The sequence below is a fragment of the Devosia sp. 2618 genome (genome assembly GCF_040546815.1).
Classification (GTDB): Bacteria; Pseudomonadota; Alphaproteobacteria; order Rhizobiales; family Devosiaceae; genus Devosia.
Genome location: NZ_JBEPOO010000001.1, coordinates 2091560 through 2109098 on the forward strand (window position 1 = coordinate 2091560; position 17539 = coordinate 2109098).

16 protein-coding genes are annotated in these 17539 nt (G+C 60.7%); 13 read left to right on the top strand and 3 right to left on the bottom strand.

Annotated features, from left to right (window positions below; translation table 11 throughout):
• Nucleotides 1–9 precede the first annotated feature (9 nt).
• Nucleotides 10–1326: an ABC transporter substrate-binding protein gene (locus ABIE28_RS10645; protein ID WP_354062726.1), complete on the bottom strand. Its 1317-nt coding sequence runs from the start codon at nt 1324–1326 to the stop codon at nt 10–12.
• 178 nt (nt 1327–1504) lie between these two features.
• Here ABIE28_RS10645 and ABIE28_RS10650 point away from each other — a divergent pair, with 178 nt between their 5' ends.
• From ABIE28_RS10650 to ABIE28_RS10665, 4 genes are read left to right on the top strand one after another with little or no spacing between them, the layout of a single operon-like run.
• The gene (locus ABIE28_RS10650; RefSeq protein WP_354062728.1) at nt 1505–2395 is read left to right on the top strand and encodes a LysR family transcriptional regulator; all 891 of its coding nucleotides are present in this window, start codon (nt 1505–1507) and stop codon (nt 2393–2395) included.
• A 23-nt stretch (nt 2396–2418) separates the two neighbouring features.
• Nucleotides 2419–3213, top strand: a complete 795-nt coding sequence (locus tag ABIE28_RS10655) for a hydroxypyruvate isomerase family protein (protein ID WP_354062730.1) — start codon at nt 2419–2421, stop codon at nt 3211–3213.
• Between the two features lie 22 nt (nt 3214–3235).
• Entirely contained in the window at nt 3236–4828 is a 1593-nt protein-coding gene (locus tag ABIE28_RS10660) for a GMC oxidoreductase (protein ID WP_354062734.1), read from the top strand.
• A 29-nt stretch (nt 4829–4857) separates the two neighbouring features.
• A complete protein-coding gene (locus ABIE28_RS10665) occupies nt 4858–5943 on the top strand; it encodes an ABC transporter ATP-binding protein (RefSeq protein WP_354062735.1) in 1086 nt (361 codons plus the stop codon).
• A gap of 121 nt (nt 5944–6064) precedes the next feature.
• Here the strand turns inward: ABIE28_RS10665 and ABIE28_RS10670 are convergent, their stop codons facing one another.
• Nucleotides 6065–6454, bottom strand: coding sequence for a RidA family protein (locus ABIE28_RS10670; protein WP_354062737.1), 390 nt, complete (start codon nt 6452–6454; stop codon nt 6065–6067).
• 87 nt (nt 6455–6541) lie between these two features.
• On the opposite strand from ABIE28_RS10670, the gene ABIE28_RS10675 reads away from it, so the two are divergent.
• The 5 genes from ABIE28_RS10675 (at nt 6542) to ABIE28_RS10695 (ending at nt 11357) form a co-directional block, all read left to right on the top strand.
• Nucleotides 6542–7351: an ABC transporter ATP-binding protein gene (locus ABIE28_RS10675; RefSeq protein ID WP_354062739.1), complete on the top strand. Its 810-nt coding sequence runs from the start codon at nt 6542–6544 to the stop codon at nt 7349–7351.
• Nucleotides 7348–8079 (top strand): ABC transporter ATP-binding protein, encoded by a 732-nt coding sequence (locus ABIE28_RS10680; protein ID WP_354062741.1) that lies wholly within the window; start codon nt 7348–7350, stop codon nt 8077–8079. The genes ABIE28_RS10675 and ABIE28_RS10680 overlap by 4 nt, the downstream gene beginning before the upstream one ends.
• Complete coding sequence (locus ABIE28_RS10685; RefSeq protein WP_354062743.1) at nt 8079–8987, top strand: branched-chain amino acid ABC transporter permease; 909 nt, start codon at nt 8079–8081, stop codon at nt 8985–8987. The genes ABIE28_RS10680 and ABIE28_RS10685 overlap by 1 nt, the downstream gene beginning before the upstream one ends.
• Entirely contained in the window at nt 8984–9934 is a 951-nt protein-coding gene (locus tag ABIE28_RS10690) for a branched-chain amino acid ABC transporter permease (RefSeq protein WP_354062745.1), read from the top strand. The genes ABIE28_RS10685 and ABIE28_RS10690 overlap by 4 nt, the downstream gene beginning before the upstream one ends.
• 151 nt (nt 9935–10085) lie before the next feature.
• On the top strand, nt 10086–11357 hold the full coding sequence (locus tag ABIE28_RS10695) for an ABC transporter substrate-binding protein (protein ID WP_354062747.1): 1272 nt from the start codon (nt 10086–10088) through the stop codon (nt 11355–11357).
• Here the strand turns inward: ABIE28_RS10695 and ABIE28_RS10700 are convergent.
• Nucleotides 11354–12181, bottom strand: coding sequence for an alpha/beta hydrolase (locus tag ABIE28_RS10700; protein WP_354062749.1), 828 nt, complete (start codon nt 12179–12181; stop codon nt 11354–11356). The genes ABIE28_RS10695 and ABIE28_RS10700 overlap by 4 nt on opposite strands.
• A gap of 179 nt (nt 12182–12360) precedes the next feature.
• Between ABIE28_RS10700 and ABIE28_RS10705 the strand changes: the two genes are divergently transcribed.
• From ABIE28_RS10705 to ABIE28_RS10720, 4 genes are all read left to right on the top strand, one after another.
• A complete protein-coding gene (locus tag ABIE28_RS10705) occupies nt 12361–13530 on the top strand; it encodes a pyridoxal phosphate-dependent aminotransferase (protein ID WP_354062750.1) in 1170 nt (389 codons plus the stop codon).
• Between the two features lie 93 nt (nt 13531–13623).
• Nucleotides 13624–14325, top strand: coding sequence for a GntR family transcriptional regulator (locus ABIE28_RS10710; protein ID WP_354062752.1), 702 nt, complete (start codon nt 13624–13626; stop codon nt 14323–14325).
• A gap of 112 nt (nt 14326–14437) precedes the next feature.
• A complete protein-coding gene (locus ABIE28_RS10715; RefSeq protein WP_354062754.1) occupies nt 14438–16744 on the top strand; it encodes a bifunctional salicylyl-CoA 5-hydroxylase/oxidoreductase in 2307 nt (768 codons plus the stop codon).
• Entirely contained in the window at nt 16741–17532 is a 792-nt protein-coding gene (locus tag ABIE28_RS10720; RefSeq protein ID WP_354062756.1) for an SDR family NAD(P)-dependent oxidoreductase, read from the top strand. The genes ABIE28_RS10715 and ABIE28_RS10720 overlap by 4 nt, the downstream gene beginning before the upstream one ends.
• Nucleotides 17533–17539: the final 7 nt, after the last annotated feature.

Here is a 17539-nt window from a genome sequence, read left to right on the forward strand (position 1 = left end):
CGTGGCAGCCTATTCTTCCCAGAGGGCGGCCATTTTGGCCTGCGCGTCGTCGATAGCCTGGGCAGGTGTCTTCTGGCCGATGACCACTTCGTTGACGGGGGCGGCGAACATCTTCTCGCCGTCGATCACGCCCATTTCGGGAACACCTGTTCCTGGGTAGGCGAAGTCGGTGGTGTAGGGGATAACCTTGGCCAGCATTTCCTGCATCAGCGGCTGTGACCGCGTCAGTTCCGAGTCGAACTCCGACTTGAAGATCGGCCACAGCCCACCTGGGTTGGCGGCATAGAGTGGCTCGAGACGACCTGGCTGGGTGAACCAGTCAACAAAGGTCATCGCCGCTTCCTTGGCCGGGCTATAGTTCCACACGAACATCGGGTTGAAGAAGCCAGCGGTCAGCTTGGCTGCAGGGCCCTGCAAGGTTTCCAGAATACCGATTTTGTCGATCAGATCCGGGTTGCCGCGCTGGATTTCGCCGATCAGGACGCCAGTGCCCATGCCGAATGCTGCCCGCCCCTGCTGGAAGAACGTGTGCGCATCTGGGGTATCCCAGGAGCCGATGCCCTCGGGCGTCACTTTGTGCTTCGTGGCGAAGTCGGTGAGATATGTCAGAGCGCGGATATTGGCGTCGCGTGCCGTGGTGCCGAACACCAGGTTGCCATCCTTGTCGAGAATGGAACCACCGGCCTGGAACATGAAGCCCATAAAGAAGTGCTGGGTAATGTGGAAGTTGCCGGCCGGGAACGACAGACCATAGACGCCGTTTGCCGGATCATTGAGCGCAATGGCCGCTGCCTGGAATTCGTCCCAGTTGGTTGGCGGCTTGATGCCCTTGGCTTCAAGCAGATCCTTGCGGTAGTAAATCGCGCGTGGATCGAGATTGTAGGGCACGCCCCAATAGTGGTCGTTCCAGAAGAATTTCTTGTAGGCGAATTCGTTGACGACGTCTTTAAGGCGACCGCTGGTCTCCCAAGACTTGATCAGGTCATCCATCTCGGCCATCTGGCCCAGAGCCGCGAACTGCAGCGGATGATAGGAGTATGCCTCGGCCACGTCGGGCATCAACTGCCCCTGCACCGCGGTGAGGAACTTGGGGTAGACCAAGTTGCCAGAAACCGGCTCGTTCACAACCTTGATGCCAGGATGTTCAGCCTCGAACTGCGCAAGAATTGGCAACAGCGCGGCCTGCAATTCCGGCGTATTCAACCGCACTGACCAGAACGTCAGAGTGGTTGCATCCTGCGAAAATGCGCCGCGGGTCCCCAGTGCAAAAAGCGCACCAGCGCCTAGCACAAGACTCTGACGCCTTGTTAATTTCAGGTCAGACATAGCTCCTCCGAGACTTCGTGTCCTCCGGCAACAGCTGATCTGCCGCCTCACGAAATGCATTAGTATGGCCTTCTTTTATGCAATTTTTGCAATGATCGTGATAAAAATCGCATAGCGGACCTGCTACAAATGCATGACAAATGCCTTCCCCATTCGGAGAGCGAAGGAACGGAACGGCATGGAACTCAAGCAATTGCGGGCTTTTGTAGAGGTGGCTGAACAGTTGCATTTCGGCTTGGCTGCCGAACACCTGCATCTGACCCAGTCACAGGTGAGCCGGCGCATTTCGCAGCTGGAAGAAAGCCTTGATTTGCAACTTTTGGAACGCTCAAGCCGCGTCGTGAAGTTGACTGACGTCGGTCAGGCATTTTTGTCCGAAGCGGTGTCGGTGCTCGCGGCGGCAGAGAATGCAAAGCAGCGCGCTTTCTCCCGTGCGAGGGGCCGAAGAGGCACACTCAGAATTAGCGCCAACGACGCTGCAATGATCGGCAACCTGAACCCCGTGTTGCGGGCATTCTATCGGAAATATCCCGACGTCCATTTCGCGTTTCAGGCCGGTGTCGACGACAGTTTGGGCAGGATAGAACTGCTCACCAATGACCTGGTTGATGTCGTATTCTGTCACCCGCCCGCAGCCCGCTACATTGCCAACCTTGAGCGAATTGACATCGTTCGCGACCCGTTGATCGCCGTACTGCCTGGCCACCACCGACTGGCCAATGTCGGAACGATCGATCTGGCGGAACTGGCCAACGAGCCGTGGGTCATGTTCCCTCGTGAAGGCGACCCCCCGATTTACGACCGCATCATGGCCCTGTGCGAGCGGTCCGGCTTCACGCCAAAAGTGGTGCTTGAAACCGGCCGCATGCTCGCCCGCCTTGGCATTGTCGCTGGTGGTATCGGCGTCAATCTCGTGCACTCCGCGTGGCGCAACATGCCCTATCCAGGCGTTGCCTATGTTTCCGTCGAGCCGACGGACGATGTTGTCGTTTCGTGCTTCTGGCGTCGGGGAGACAACAATTCGCTGCTACGAAATCTCGTTGAAATCGTTCGCATGCACGCCGTGTAACGTCGAACTGGAACGCTCAGCCGATGGCAAAATTCTCTGCAAATCTTGGTTTCTTGTGGCCAGAACTGCCCTTGCCGCAGCGTATCGACGCTGCGGCGCGTGCTGGGTTTTCTGCTGTCGAGTTGCACTCTCCCTACGACTACGAGCCTGAGGTCATCGGCCAGCGGTGCCGCGATGCCGGGGTGAAGTTGCTTGGGATCAACACGCAAATTGGTGCAATCGATCGGGGCTGCGCCGCTGTTCCGGGTCGTGGGGAAGAGGCGCGCGCGCAGTTCGACCAGGCGCTCGACTTTGTCACCAAAGCAGGCGGCACTGCTGTCCACTTCCTGGCCGGTTTTGTGCCTCCGGATCAGCATAGCGCAGGCAAGGCGCAATTCGCTCAGTCACTGGGCTACGCAGCACCGCTAGCGCGAGCCCAAGGCATAACCATCCTGCTTGAGACGATGAACAAGCGCGACATGCCTGACTATTTCTACGACAGCATCGAGGAAACGCGCGAATGCGCCGATACCGCCGGGGGCGACGTCGTGAAGCTGATGTTCGATTGCTACCACATCGGCATTCTGCAAGGCGATGTCACAACCCGACTGCGAAACCTCATGCCGGCCATCGGGCACGTCCAGATTGCCGCTGTCCCCTCCCGTGCCGAACCGGACGAAGGGGAGCTCAACTATTCCCACATCCTCAATGAGCTCGACGCCCTGGGTTACGGCGGCTGGGTCGGATGTGAATACAGACCACGAACCACAACAGATGCGGGCCTTACATGGCTCAAGAATCTGGGCGTTCAACTCACCACACAAACCTCAACACACTAGCGAAGCGACCAGGACGCGCATCATGCAACATTTCGATGTCATCATCATTGGCAGTGGTCCGACGGGCAGCGCCTATGCGCGCACAATTCTGGACAGCGCTCCGACGACGCGCGTGCTGATGGTGGAGTCCGGTCCCATCGTGACCAACCCGCCGGGCTATCACTTCTCCAACATTACGGACGATCTGGAGCGCACGTCGGCACAGCTTGGATCGCAGGGGCCGAACCGCGGCAAGGCCTATCCACCCATGAGTGAGGACGAACGCGCGGCACGTCTCCGAGGTGAGCCGGATGTCACGATGCTTCGACGCCCGGGCCTGTTCGTCGTCGATAGCGAGTTCCAGGGCAAGACCTTCCCGGCAGGACATGCCGCGAGCAATGTGGGCGGCATGGGAGCCCAGTGGTTTGGCGCCTGCCCTGCCCCATCGGCCGACGAACGCATCGGGATTATCGCGCCTGCCGAACTGGACCGATTGCTCGACAAGTCCCGACGCCTGTTGCGCGTGTCGAATACCCAGTTTCCTGACTCGCCCATCGCAAAACCCCTTGAGAGCATTTTGAACGGGCTGTTTTCAGCGGGGCGGTCAGACGATCGCAAGGCGCAGCCAATGCCAATGGCTCTGGTTCGCGAGGGAGCCCGGATCCAGCGCACCGGCACCGATGTGATCCTCGGCACGCTCGGGACTGCTGCGCCAGAGAATTTTGAACTTCGACCCGAAACGACATGCCTGCAGATCCTGATGGAAAACGGCCGCGCGACGGGCGTGGAATTGGTCGGCGAGGATAGGAAGCCCTATCGCGTCACCGGCGACTATGTCGTCGCGGCCGCAGATTCCCTTCACACGCCCCAGTTGCTGTTTGCCTCGGGTATCCGTCCAGCCTCTTTGGGTCATTACCTCAACGAGCATCCACAAGTGTCGGCTCTGGCGATTTTCGACAGACTTGGCCACGTCGGCGCTGGCGCCAGCACGCCCGACCGCGCAGGCGGCATTCTGGCTGATCGGTCGGTCACATCGCTGATGACCAGCGGCGTGACGTGGCTGCCCTACAATGGCGAGCAATTCCCTTTCCACGTCCAGATCACGCAGGCCGATCCGGAGTCGCTCAGCCCAGAAGATCGGGCGGAGGCGGGTGACAAACCCGTGCTGTCGATCTCGTTCTTCCTCGCCTCGGACATCATCTTCAACAACGCCATTCACTTTAGCGAAAGCGCCAAGGACTGGCTCGGTCGTCCAAAGATGACCATCCAGTACGATTTCACCGCACGTGACCTCGAGCGGATCGAACTGGCAAAAATGACGTGGCAGCAAATCGCCCAAGCTGTCGGACGCCCCCTGCCTGGCCACGCGCCGCGCATGCCGCCCAATGGCAGCTCTCTGCACTACCAAGGCACGATGCGGATGGGTGCTGCCAATGACGGTGGATCGGTATGCGACACCCATTGTCGCGTCTGGGACACCGACAATCTTTACATCGCAGGCAATGGCCTCATCCCCACGGAAACCGCCGGTAACCCGACGATGATTTCAGTCGCTCTCGCTATTCGCGGTGCCGAGAGCATCGTCGATCAAATCGCCGCTGCTCATACAGCACAGTCCCGCGCTGCAGCGCGCTGAACCAACAATAATCAAGATAGGGAGCCGTCATGGGCAGGGTACAATTACACAACGTTCGGAAGTCTTTTGGGGCCGTGCCGGTCATTCACGGCATCGATCTTGATATCGCGGAAGGCGAGTTCGTTGCGCTGGTCGGGCCTTCGGGTTGCGGAAAATCGACCTTGCTCCGCATCATCGCCGGGCTGGAGGAAATGACGGCGGGTGATGTGTCCATCGGCGGACGCGTGGTCAACGATCTCAGCCCGCGCGATCGGAACATCGCGATGGTGTTTCAATCCTATGCGCTTTACCCGCACATGACGGTGGCCGAGAATATGGCGTTCAACCTGAAGCTATCCGGCATGAGCAAAGCCGAGCAGAAGCCCCGGATCGACGAAGCTGCCCGTATGCTCGATTTGTCCGCCCTGCTCGACAGGCGGCCGGCCGAACTCTCCGGCGGGCAGCGCCAACGCGTTGCCATGGGCCGCGCAATCGTGCGTGATCCGGCAGTGTTCCTGTTCGATGAGCCGCTTTCAAACCTTGATGCCAAGCTGCGCGTGCAGATGCGCGCCGAGATCAAGCTGCTGCACCAAAAGGTCAAACGCACATCGATCTATGTGACACATGACCAGATCGAGGCCATGACGCTCGCCGACCGTGTTGTCGTTCTGAATGGTGGCAAGATCGCACAGCAAGGCTCCCCGATGGAGCTCTATATGTCGCCGGCCAATCTGTTCGTGGCAGGATTTATCGGCTCACCATCGATGAACTTCATTGAAGGCGTGGCGAGCGTTCGCGGCGGTCAGGCGAGAGCAACGGTCTCCGGCGGCATCGAGCTGGAGCTGCCCAATGGGCTGCAGTTGGCGGACGGGCAGAAGGTAACTCTGGGACTACGCCCTGAGAACATCACGAGCGGATCGTCCGATGACAGCAACCTGCTTTCCGGCCCGATCCAGCTGGTGGAGCCGACCGGCGCCCAGACCTATGTCGTGTTCAACTGCGGTGATCGCCAGATCACCACGGTGGTCAATAGCGCCGATTTCACCGAGCATTCGGAGCGCTTCGAGGGCCACATTGCGGCTAACTATATCCACGTGTTCGACACGGAAACCGGCAATCGAATCCAGAGCGCCTAAGCCGGTTCAAGAGCGTTTATCGGCGGCCACGGTCTGACTTCGGTCAGGTGGCCGCCGATTTTTATGCGGCGTGGATTTTTGCCGAAGCGGAGGCTTTCCGCTTCGGCCACCGTCACCTGCCCTATTTGCGCTTAAGCGCCGTCACTTCGAGTTCCATCTTCATCTCTTCCATGGCGAAGCCGCAGATGATGGTGGTGTTGGTGGGGCGTGGGTCGGAGAAGGTTTCGCCGAGGACGGTGGAGACCGTCATGACGTCCTTGCGGTCGGCGATGTAGACGCGGACGCGGACGATGTCGGCGAGGCTGGCGCCGGCCTGCTCAAGGGCGTGTGCGATGGTCTTGAGCGACTGGCGGGTCTGCTCGGCGGCGTCGTCGGAAATCGAGCCATCCTCGAAGTTGTACCCGGCCGTTCCCGACACGAAGACCCATTCACCGTCGACCACGGCGCGGGAGTAGCCCGCCATCTTCTCGAACTTCGATCCCGAAGAAATGGTCCAGCGCGCGTCCGACATTATTTTACTCCTAAAGCATCTTGATTTGATCACATGATCACGAATATGCTCCGTTTTCAATCAGGTTGAGAGGGGCGCTGGAAAAATATGCAGAATAACACGCCAGCAACAGGCGCTGCGAAAGCCCAGGCAAGGGGCGCGCTGCACATCAAGGATGCAGTGAAAAGTTTTGGAGCGAACCGGGCTGTCGACGGCGTCAGCTTTGTCGCCGAGGCAGGCAAGATTACCGGGCTGATCGGCCCCAATGGCGCGGGCAAGACCACGCTGTTCAACGCGATTGCGGGTGAAGGCCCGATCAATAGCGGTTCGATCACGCTGGATGGCACACGCATCGACGGGCTCAAGCCCCACCGCGTGTTCTCCGCAGGCCTGGCCCGCACGTTCCAGATCCCTCGCCCCTTTGGGAAAATGAGCGTTCTGGAAAACGTCATGCTGGTGCCCGAAAAGCAGGCTGGCGAAAAGTTCTGGAACACCTGGATCCGCCCCGGCCTCGTTGCCCGGCAGGAAAAGGCAAACCTCGAAAAGGCTCGCGCCATCATCGAGTTCTGCGGTTTGACTCCGGTGGAACGGCAACTGGCTGGCGCTATTTCCGGCGGTCAGCAGAAGTTGGTGGAACTGGCCCGCGCGCTGATGGCCGATCCCAAGATCATCCTGCTCGATGAGCCCGGCGCCGGCGTGAACCCTGCCCTGCTCGACACCATCGTCGACCGGATCGTTGCGCTGAATAAGCAGGGCATCACCTTCCTGATCATCGAGCACAACATGGATCTGGTGATGTCGCTTTGCGACAGCATCGTGGTCATGGCCACAGGCCAGGTCATCGCCGAGGGCGATGCCGAAACCATCATTTCCGACACGCGCGTCGTCGACGCCTATCTGGGAGGAGCTCACGCATGAGCGGCCATCTGTTTCAGGCCAGCAATGTGGTTGCCGGATATCGTCCTGACCTGCCGATCATCCATGGGGTGAGCATGCATGTCGACAAGGCCGAGATGGTCACCATCATAGGGCCAAACGGCGCCGGCAAGTCGACCATGATCAAGGCAATTGCCGGTGTGCTGCCGATTTCGTCGGGCAGCGTGACGCTGGCGGGCAAGGATATTACCAGCCTGCCGACACACGGCATGGCGGCAGCGTCGATTGCCTATGTGCCACAGACCGACAACGTTTTTACGACGCTGACGATCAACGAGAACCTGCTGCTGGGCGCATCGTCGCTGCCCAAGGCCAAGGCACTCGAACAGGTCGCCAAGGCCTATGACAAGTTCCCCGCGCTCAAGGACTATCGCGACAAGAAGGCCAAGGTGCTGTCGGGTGGCCAGCGCCAGATGCTCGCCGTAGCGCGTGCGCTGCTTACCGATCCACACCTCATCATGCTCGACGAGCCAAGCGCAGGTCTGTCGCCGCTGATGGTCTCGGAAGTGTTCGCGCGGTTGCGTGAGCTGGTCGAGAGCGGCGTGTCGGTGCTGATGGTCGAGCAGAATGCCAAGGCGGCCATGGCCGTCTCGCACCGAACCTATGTGCTGGCCGAAGGCCGCAACCGTGTCGAAGGCGCATCCGCCGCCTTGGCCGTAGATCCCGAAGTCATTGCAATCTATCTCGGCGCTGGGGGGCGCAAACGCTGATGTTACAGGCGCTCGCAGACGGCATCCTGACTGGCTCGATCATTGCGCTGGGCGCAATCGGGCTCACCCTGACCATGGGCATTCTTCGCTTCGCGAACTTCGCCCATGCCGAAATGATTACCTGGGGCGCCTACATGGCGCTAGGCGCGATGGCGCTGATGGGACCATTCATGGCCCCGCTCGGTTCATTGTCCTTCGGCATTCCCCTCATCATCGCAATGGTCATCGCCGCTGGCCTGACCTCGCTGCTGGCGTTGATGATCGACTATCTGGTGTTCCGCCCGCTGCATGGTCGGCCCAATGACATGACCATCGTGTTCAGCTCGTTCGGCGTTTCGCTGCTGGTGCGCATGGTTGTGCTGCTGATTTTCGGCGGTAGCGCTCAGTATTATTCCAATACGCTGCAGATCGCGGTTCCGGTTGCACCGGGCCTGCGCATCCTGCCCGACCAATTGTTCGTGCTCGGCGTCACCATTGTGGCGGTGATCAGCCTGCACTTCTTCCTGCAGCGCACCCGGCTTGGCCTTGCCATGCGGGCCCTTGCAGAGAACCCAACACTGGCGCGCGTCAACGGCATCGACACCCGTGTCGTGATCCGCTGGACCTGGGTCATCGGTGCGTCGCTGGCATCGGTCGCAGGCGTGCTTTACGGCCTGACCGTCCAGCTGCGTCCCGAAATCGGCTTCCACCTGCTGCTGCCGCTGTTTGCGGCCGTGATCATCGGTGGCGTGGGCAATGTGTTCGGCGCCGTGGTCGGCGGTTTGATCGTGGGGCTGGCAGAGTCGTTGTCGGTCTTCATCATTCCGCCCAGCTACAAGCTGGCCGTTCCCTTCATCATCCTTCTCATCGTCCTCTATGTGCGCCCGACAGGCATCTTCGGCAGCGCCCACAATGCGGGTGCCAAATGACCGGTTTTGCTGCTTATCTGGTTTTCTTCCTCATCATCGCGCTGACCTATTCGATCGTCGTGATGGGCCTGAATCTGCAATGGGGCTTCACCGGCCTGTTCAATGCCGGTGTGGTGGGTTTCTTCGCCGTTGGCGCTTATGGCACCGCCGTTCTGATCGGCCCGGAACGGGCTGGCGCGATTGGCGGGTTCGGCCTGCCCTTCCCGATCGGGGTGCTGGGAGGTGCGGCGCTCGCCGCACTGGCGGCATTGATCGTCGGCTTGGCAACGCTGCGGTTACGCGAGGAATATCTGGCGATCGCCACGTTCGGCATCGCCATCAGCATCCAGTTGGTCGCCCTCAACTTTGAAGCGCTGACCGGTGGCGCCATGGGCCTTATCAGCCTGCCGCGCCCGATGCTCGACGTGTTCAACTCGCCAGCGCAGTACAACCTGTTCTATCTGGGCGTCATCGCTATCCTGGCACTGGTTGTCTATCTGGCGCTGGAACGGGCCGTCACCTCACCATGGGGCCGCGTGCTCAAGGCCGTTCGTGAAGACGAAACCGCTGCCCGCTCGCTCGGCAAGAACCCAGTACTGATCCGCCTGCAGTCCTTTGTGCTGGGTTGCACTCTGATCGGTCTGGCTGGTGGTCTCTATGTGGGCTTTATCGGTTATGTCAGCCCGCTCGACTTCCTGCCGATCCTGACCTTCCAGATCTGGGCCATGCTGATCGTTGGCGGCTCGGGCAATAACCGTGGTGCCATCGCTGGAGCCATCGGCGTCTGGGGTCTGTGGACCATGAGTGGCCTGCTAATCAGCCGCGTGCTGCCCGTGCAGTTCCAGTCGCAGGGCGGCGCCATTCAGGTGATCCTGATTGGTCTGCTGATCGTGCTGACCCTGCTGTTCCGGCCACGCGGCCTGATCGGCGAGCGCGAGACGGTCTCCAAACATGCCGGTTCGCGCTGATGCGATTGGCCAGTGCCTTTCACAGTCCATTCCACCTTTTCGCGTGGGCAACTCCCTCGGTCGTTCTGGCTGAGGGGATGCCCGCCGACAGGAAAACGGCCGTCTGACGCAGCGCCGTGACAACACACATGCGTCAAAGGGAACGAAAACCATGAATTTCAAGCTCATTGTGCTAGGGGGCGCTATGGTCGCCGGCCTTCAGGTTGGGACGGCCACGACTGCCAGCGCCCAGGACTGTCAGGTCTCGATCGGCGCGGTTTTGTCCATTACCGGCTCGATGGCCGCTATCGGTTCGGCGATTGGGGACGCCGGGCAGTTGGCAGTCGATCAGTTTAACGAAGCGGGTGGCGTCAATGGCTGCCAGATCCGCTACGTGCTGCGTGACGATCAGGGCTCGCCAAACGTTGGGGTAGACGCGGCCAAGACGCTCGTTGAAATCGAGCAGGTGCCTGTGGTGCTCGGCGCCATCCAGTCGGGTGTATCGCTGCCTGTGCTGACTTCGGTCACCGTACCGGCCAAGGTCACCCAGATTTCGTGCTGCTCGAGCGCACCATCGTTCACCGAGTTGGCCGCAAGCGGCGGCACCGATGGCTACTGGTTCCGCACCCTGCCGACCGACCGTCCGCAGGCCGTGGTCATGGCCAACATCGCCCGCGAAAAGGGCTACAAGAAAATCGCCGTCATCTATGTGAACTCGGACTATGGCGTGAGCCTGTCGCGCCAGTTCAAGGCTGCGACCGAAGCCCTCGGTGGCACTGTCGCCAGCATGACCGCCTACAATCAGGAGCAGGCCTCCTACCGCGCTGAAGTTAACTCAGCGCTGCAGGGCGAACCCGACGCGCTGTTCCTGATCGCCTTCCCTGCCGATGGCGCAACTGCCGCTCGCGAGTGGATCTCCTTTGGCGGCACGCAGAACATGCTGCTGAGCAACGCCCTGCGCGCCGACGAATTCGTTGACGCTGTTGGCGCCCAGTACCTGACCAACGCTGTCGGCATCGACAATGCGCAAGTTGAAGGCCCATCGGTTGACGCTTTCAACACCGCATGGACGGCAAAGTTCGGCAGCGCGCCAAACGGCCCTGGCCTGCACACCATGTATGACGCGGCCACCGTGGCCCTGCTCGCCATGGAAAACGGCGGCGAAGCCAATGGCACCGTGGTGCGTGACAATATCCGTCTCGTCACCGGTGGCGACGGCGAAGTGATCAATCCAGGCGTCGAAGGCTTCAAGCGCGCCAAGGAACTGATCGCCGAAGGCAAGTCCGTTCGCTATGTCGGCGCAACCGGCCCGATAACCTTCGACGCCAATGGCGACGTCACCGGCCCCTACCTGATCTGGGGCGTAAAGGACGACGCGCTCACCACCCTCGATAGCTGGGACAATGCGCGCGTCTCTGCTGCGATTGCGGAAATCGACGGCTAATCAGCCAGCAAGCCCATTTGGCGGCGGACAGCTTTATTGAGGTCCGCCGCCGGATCTGCCAGCCCATCAAGGACAATCGTAATATGATCCTGGCCCGCAACGATCATTGGCTCGACGCCGCACTGGCGCGCGAAGTCGGTCGTCTGCTGCTGGAAAACCTCGGTCTCATCGCCGCCAACCGTAACGATCAGCGGCGCGGTGATGGCGAGCGTACGATTGGCCGGGCTGAAGCGCGCGACCTCGTCGGTCGTCAGCGACAGGCTGTCGTTCTGGAAAGAACGGCTAACCGGCTCAAGATCAAAGATACCGCTCAGCGCCGCGCCGCCCTTGATGGTCGTGCCAGCGCCATCGAGCAATTCGGCTACCAGATGGCCGCCGGCGGAATTGCCGGAGATAAAGATTCGATCCGGATCGCCGCCGTAGCGCGCGATGTTGGACTCGACCCACTGCACCGCCAGCTTGGCTGCGCCGACGACGTCAGCCATGCGCGCGGTCGGCATCAGAGGATAGTCGATCACCACCAGCGTGCCGCCAAATGGCACAAAGCCGGGCGCCAGAAAGCTGAACAGATCAGCATCAAGCGAGCGCCAGAAGCCACCATGGATAAAGATCTGCACAGGGCCGGGACTGTCGGTGTTTTGCGCCGGGAAGATATTGAGTCGGTGGCCGGCATGCGGCCCATACGGAATACCGCTCACATAATCAAAGCCTTCGCGGCCCTGTCGCGCGGCCTCGGCGCGGCGGGCAAACACCTGCTCAATGTCGGTGATGCGGTCCAGCGAGAACTGTTCGTCCAGCCAGACCCGGTCGGTGCTCATGCTCATGTGTGATCCCTTCCTGCACAAGTTCGGTGCCTGCACTCCATATCCGGTTCAATACCTCAACTTGCCATTTGATCAAATGCTCACATTGACTTAGAGCGTATGAAGTTGGTTTTTTGCGCCCTGCCCTTTCAACGATCAAAAAGCGATCGGCAGGCCACCCAAACGAAAAGAGAAAAAGCATGTCACGCTTCGCCAGACGCATCACCCAGACTTCGGAAAAGAGCTACGGCATGTTCCAGAAGGCTGCTGCCAAGGCGGCCACCGGTGCCGACCTGATCCACCTTGAATTGGGGCGTCCGTGCCATGACACGCCGGATCACATCAAGCAGGCGACCATCAAGGCGCTGCTCGATGGCAAGGTGCATTACAGCGACCTGCAGGGCGAATTGACGCTGCGCAATGCGCTGCAGAAGAAGCTGGCCGAGTACAACAATATCGACGTCACTGCTGGCGAGATCCTCGTCACCAATGGCCTGACCCAGGCATCCTATGCCGCCTTCATGGCGCTGCTGGATGAGGGCGACGAGGCCATCCTGCTTGAGCCGTTCTACCCACAGCACGTCAACAAGATCGAGATGACCGGTGCAAAGGTTGTGCTGGCGCCGCTCGACGCTGCAGCTGGTTTCCGCATCAATGCAGATCTGATCGAAGCCAAGATCACCAAGCGCACGCGCATGATCGTGCTGGTCAATCCATGCAACCCAACCGGCCGCGTCTACTCCCGCGAGGAATTGCAGGCCTTGGCGGATCTCGCCATCAAGCACGACCTGATCATTGTGTCGGACGAAGTCTACGAGCAGATCCTGTTCGAAGGCGCCGAGCACATCAGCATTGCCTCCCTGCCCGGCATGAAAGAGCGCACCATCACCATGTTCGCCTTCACCAAGGCTTACGCCATGGACGGCTGGCGCCTGGGTTATCTCTCAGCTGACGCATCGCTGATGCCCGGCCTGATGAAAATCACCATGAACGAAGTGACCCACGTCAACACGTTCATTCAGGACGGCGCACTGGCCGCCGTCACCGGCCCGGCTTCGGTGCTGCAGGATATGGTCGATGACGACCAGAAGAAGCGCAACCTTGTCGTGCAGCGCCTCAACCAGATGCCCGGCGTCACCTGCGCCATGCCTGAAGGCACCATCTATGCATTTCCAGACATCAGTGCGACCGGCATGACCTCGCAGCAAGCAGCCGACGCTCTGCTCGAGAAGGCCAATGTGGTCGTTGAATCCGGTGGTTTTTATGGCGCACTGGGTGACAAGCACGTTCGCGTCTGCTTCGGATCGCAAAGCTATGAGCGCATCGAAGAGGCCATGGATCGCATGGCCGGATTCTTCAACTCGCTCTAAAAAGCATTGGGTCTTCTGCAATGGCAGAATACAAGGCAACTCAAAATCAGGCGGCCCCATTCCGGTGGGGCTGTCTTTGAAGGAGTTGCGCGCATGTCCATGGCTGGTGAATTAGCCCCGGTATCCTCGCGGATGACCATCGCCGATGGGGTCTACCAGCAATTGCGCGATGCGCTGATGGTCGGGCGATTCGATCCCGGCCAGACCCTCACCATTTCCGCCCTCGCGACTACATTCGGCACCAGTCACATGCCCGTCCGCGAGGCCCTGCGGCGTCTGGCGGCGGAAAATGCGCTTGAGGTGTCCTCCGGCGGCTCCGCGCGCGTACCCGCCGTGTCGGTGGATCGCCTAGACGATCTCTGCCGCGCCCGCGTCGTCATCGAAGGACTGGCCACCGAGCTAGCCGCGTCGCGCACCACGCCCGCTGTATTGATCGAACTGCGCACCATCGTCGCCGAACACGAGGCGCTCAGCGACGAGAAGCACGTCTACGACATGCTCGACCGCAACCGCGCCTTCCATTTCGCCGTCTATCGCCAGTCTGGCTCGGAAGTGCTGTTGCAGATCATCGACAGCCTGTGGCTGCGCTACGGGCCGTATATGCGCATGTTGTCCACCCACATCGCTCCCCTGCTCAGCACCGGCCTGCATGAGCCCTTCACCATGCATCACCACGAAATCATCAAGGCTATGGAACGTGGCGATGGCGCTGCCGCCAAGGCGGCAATGGTGGCCGACATCACCGATACGTTGGTGCTGCTGCGCCAGCTTTGCGAGCGCCACGTCCGCCGCTAACCGTCCCTGACGCGACCCGACCGCCTGAGCAAACACTTTAGGTCTTGACTATTTTGGTCGGGGATTTAGTTTATATCTAAACTAATGCCGCAACTTCAAAGGATCACGGTTCATGCGTATCGTCTGCATTGGCGGCGGCCCCGCAGGGCTCTATTTCGCTCTCTTGATGAAGAAGAACCACCCAGAGCACAGCCTGGTGGTTGTGGAACGCAACAAGCCTTACGACACGTTCGGCTGGGGTGTCGTGTTCTCGGATGCCACCATGGCCGCCATGGTCGAGTGGGACCCGGAAAGCGCCGCGGAAATCCAGGACGCGTTCAATCACTGGGATGACATCGAGATCCTGTTCAAGGGCACGCGCCAGCGCACGTCGGGCCACGGCTTTGTCGGCATTGGCCGCAAGAAGCTGCTCAACATCCTGCAGCGCCGCTGCGAGGCGCTTGGCGTCGAACTGGTGTTCGAAACCGATGCGACCGGCGACCTGGACTTCCCCGATGCCGACCTGATCATTGCGTCGGACGGTTTCAACTCCAAGATCCGCAACGCCTATCAGGACGTGTTCCTGCCCGATCTGGCCGTGCGCCCCAACCGCTATATCTGGCTGGGCACCAACAAGCTGTTTGACGCCTTCACCTTCGATTTCCGCAAGACGGATCACGGCTGGTTCCAGGCTCACATCTACAAGTTCGACGACACCACCTCGACCTGCATCGTCGAAACCACCGAAGAGGCCTATCTGGCCCACGGCCTCGACAAGATGGAGCAGCAGGGCTCGATCGACTTCTGCCAGGATCTGTTCAGCGAAGTGCTCGAAGGCCAGCCGCTGATGACCAATGCGCGCCATATGCGCGGTTCGGCATGGCTGAACTTCAACCGCCTGATCTGCGGCAAGTGGAGCCATTTCAACGGCAATTCCCACGTCGTGCTGATGGGCGACGCTGCCCACACCGCTCACTTCGCCATCGGTTCGGGCACCAAGCTTGCCATCGAAGACGCGATCGAGCTGACCCGCCAGTTCAACATTCACGGTCACGACAAGGCGGCCATTCCGGCCGTGTTGCACGACTATGAAGAGATCCGCCGCGTCGACGTCGCCCGCATTCAGAATGCGGCGCGCAACGCCATGGAGTGGTTCGAAGTCGTCGGTCGTCGTTACGCCGACCAGCTTGAGCCAGAGCAGTTCATGTATTCCATGCTGACCCGCTCGCAGCGTATCAGCCACGAAAACCTGCGCCTGCGCGATGCCAAGTGGCTTGAAGGCTACGAGCGCTGGTTTGCCGCCGATGCCGGCCTCAATGTCGAGCCCGACAAGCGCAGCCTGCCCCCGATGCTGACCCCGTTCACCGTGCGCGGCGTGACGCTGCAGAACCGCATCGTGGTGTCGCCAATGGCGATGTATTCGGCGGCCGATGGCCTGATCGACGACTTCCACATGGTTCACCTCGGGTCACGCGCCATGGGTGGCGCGGCGCTGGTCTTTGCTGAAATGACCTGCGTATCGCCCGATGGTCGCATCACCCCCGGCTGCCTTGGCCTGTGGAACGAACAGCAGGCTGTTGGTTGGAAGCGTCTTGCCGATTTCGTGCACACCAATAGCGGCGCTAAGCTGGGCATCCAGCTCGGCCATGCCGGTCGCAAGGGTTCGACCAAGCTCGCCTGGGACGGCATCGACCAGCCACTCGAAACCGGCGCGTGGCCGCTGCTCTCGGCTTCGGCCCTGCCCTATCTGCCACATGGCCAGGTGCCAAAGGCGATGGACCGCGCCGATATGGACCGGGTGCGGGACGATCACGTTGCGGCGGCCCGTCGTGCGGCAGCCGTCGGTGTCGATTGGCTCGAACTACACTGTGCCCACGGCTATCTGCTGTCGAGCTTCCTCAGCCCGCTGACCAATCAGCGGAATGACGAATATGGTGGCAGCCACGAAAACCGTGCCCGCTTCCCGCTCGAAGTGTTCGAGGCCGTGCGTGCGGCCTGGCCACAGGACAAGCCGATCTCGGTTCGTCTGTCGTGCAATGACTGGTTCGAAGGCGGCAACACGCCTGACGACGCGGCGATTTTTGCCCAGATGTTCAAGGATGCCGGTGCCGACGTGATCGATTGCTCGTCGGGTCAGGTCTGGAAGGACGAAAAGCCGGTTTATGGCCGCCTGTTCCAGACGCCGTTCTCGGACAAGATCCGCAACGAAGTGGGCATCCCCACGATCGCTGTCGGTGCCATTTCCGAGGCCGACCACGCCAATTCGATCATTGCCGCCGGTCGTGCAGATCTCTGCGCCGTGGCCCGTCCACATCTGGCCGATCCAAGCTGGCTGTTGCACGAGACCGCAAAGATCGGCATCAAGTCGGTTGCCTGGCCAAAGCAGTACTATTCCGCCAAGGCGCAGTACGAAAACAATCTGGCGCGGGCAGGTAAATGAGCCAAGACAACAAGCTGACCGGTCGCCACGCTTTGGTGACCGGCGCTTCGGGCGGGATCGGACAGGCTGTTGTTCGCAAGCTGATCGGCGAAGGCGCGTCGGTGACCCTTGCCGGTCGCCAGCGCGAGCGCCTCGAGACTTTCGCGGCCACCCTGCCTGCCGCGCAGGTCAAGATCGTCGATGGTTTTGACGTCACCGACTTCGACAAGATCGCGGCAGGTGTGGCAGCAACCCGTCAGGGCTTTGGCCCGGTCGATATCCTGATCAACAATGCCGGCGAGGCGCCCAGCGCCCCGTTCGACAAGATGACCCCAGACTTCTGGAACAAGGTCATCGCCACCGATCTTACCAGCGTTTTCCTCGTCACCCAGGCCGTTCTGGGGGACATCAAGGCCTATGGCGCGGGCGGCCGCATCATCAATATCGCCTCGACGGCGGGGCTGATCGGCTATCGCTATGTCAGCGCCTATGCGGCGGCAAAGCATGGTGTGGTGGGTCTCACCCGCTCGCTGGCCCTTGAACTGGCCCGCACCGGTATTACCGTCAACGCGGTGTGCCCGGGCTTTACCGATACGCCGCTGATCGCGCGGGCCGTTGAAGCCATTGTTGGCAAGACAGGGCGCAGCGACAGCGAAACGCGGGCCGAGTTGGCCAAGGCCAATCCTCAGGGGCGTCTCGTTGACCCCGATGAAGTGGCCGACACCGTGCTCTGGCTGGCTTTGCCCAGCGCATCCGCAATCACCGGCCAGGCCATCGCGGTCGCCGGTGGCGAAGTTATGACCGGCTGAACAGCGG

Coding starts and splice junctions, on each gene's coding strand:
- ABIE28_RS10645 (WP_354062726.1), bottom strand. CDS start 1,326: ATGTCTGACCTGAAATTAACAAGGCGTCAGAGTCTTGTGCTAGGCGCT.
- ABIE28_RS10650 (WP_354062728.1), top strand. CDS start 1,505: ATGGAACTCAAGCAATTGCGGGCTTTTGTAGAGGTGGCTGAACAGTTG.
- ABIE28_RS10655 (WP_354062730.1), top strand. CDS start 2,419: ATGGCAAAATTCTCTGCAAATCTTGGTTTCTTGTGGCCAGAACTGCCC.
- ABIE28_RS10660 (WP_354062734.1), top strand. CDS start 3,236: ATGCAACATTTCGATGTCATCATCATTGGCAGTGGTCCGACGGGCAGC.
- ABIE28_RS10665 (WP_354062735.1), top strand. CDS start 4,858: ATGGGCAGGGTACAATTACACAACGTTCGGAAGTCTTTTGGGGCCGTG.
- ABIE28_RS10670 (WP_354062737.1), bottom strand. CDS start 6,454: ATGTCGGACGCGCGCTGGACCATTTCTTCGGGATCGAAGTTCGAGAAG.
- ABIE28_RS10675 (WP_354062739.1), top strand. CDS start 6,542: ATGCAGAATAACACGCCAGCAACAGGCGCTGCGAAAGCCCAGGCAAGG.
- ABIE28_RS10680 (WP_354062741.1), top strand. CDS start 7,348: ATGAGCGGCCATCTGTTTCAGGCCAGCAATGTGGTTGCCGGATATCGT.
- ABIE28_RS10685 (WP_354062743.1), top strand. CDS start 8,079: ATGTTACAGGCGCTCGCAGACGGCATCCTGACTGGCTCGATCATTGCG.
- ABIE28_RS10690 (WP_354062745.1), top strand. CDS start 8,984: ATGACCGGTTTTGCTGCTTATCTGGTTTTCTTCCTCATCATCGCGCTG.
- ABIE28_RS10695 (WP_354062747.1), top strand. CDS start 10,086: ATGAATTTCAAGCTCATTGTGCTAGGGGGCGCTATGGTCGCCGGCCTT.
- ABIE28_RS10700 (WP_354062749.1), bottom strand. CDS start 12,181: ATGAGCATGAGCACCGACCGGGTCTGGCTGGACGAACAGTTCTCGCTG.
- ABIE28_RS10705 (WP_354062750.1), top strand. CDS start 12,361: ATGTCACGCTTCGCCAGACGCATCACCCAGACTTCGGAAAAGAGCTAC.
- ABIE28_RS10710 (WP_354062752.1), top strand. CDS start 13,624: ATGTCCATGGCTGGTGAATTAGCCCCGGTATCCTCGCGGATGACCATC.
- ABIE28_RS10715 (WP_354062754.1), top strand. CDS start 14,438: ATGCGTATCGTCTGCATTGGCGGCGGCCCCGCAGGGCTCTATTTCGCT.
- ABIE28_RS10720 (WP_354062756.1), top strand. CDS start 16,741: ATGAGCCAAGACAACAAGCTGACCGGTCGCCACGCTTTGGTGACCGGC.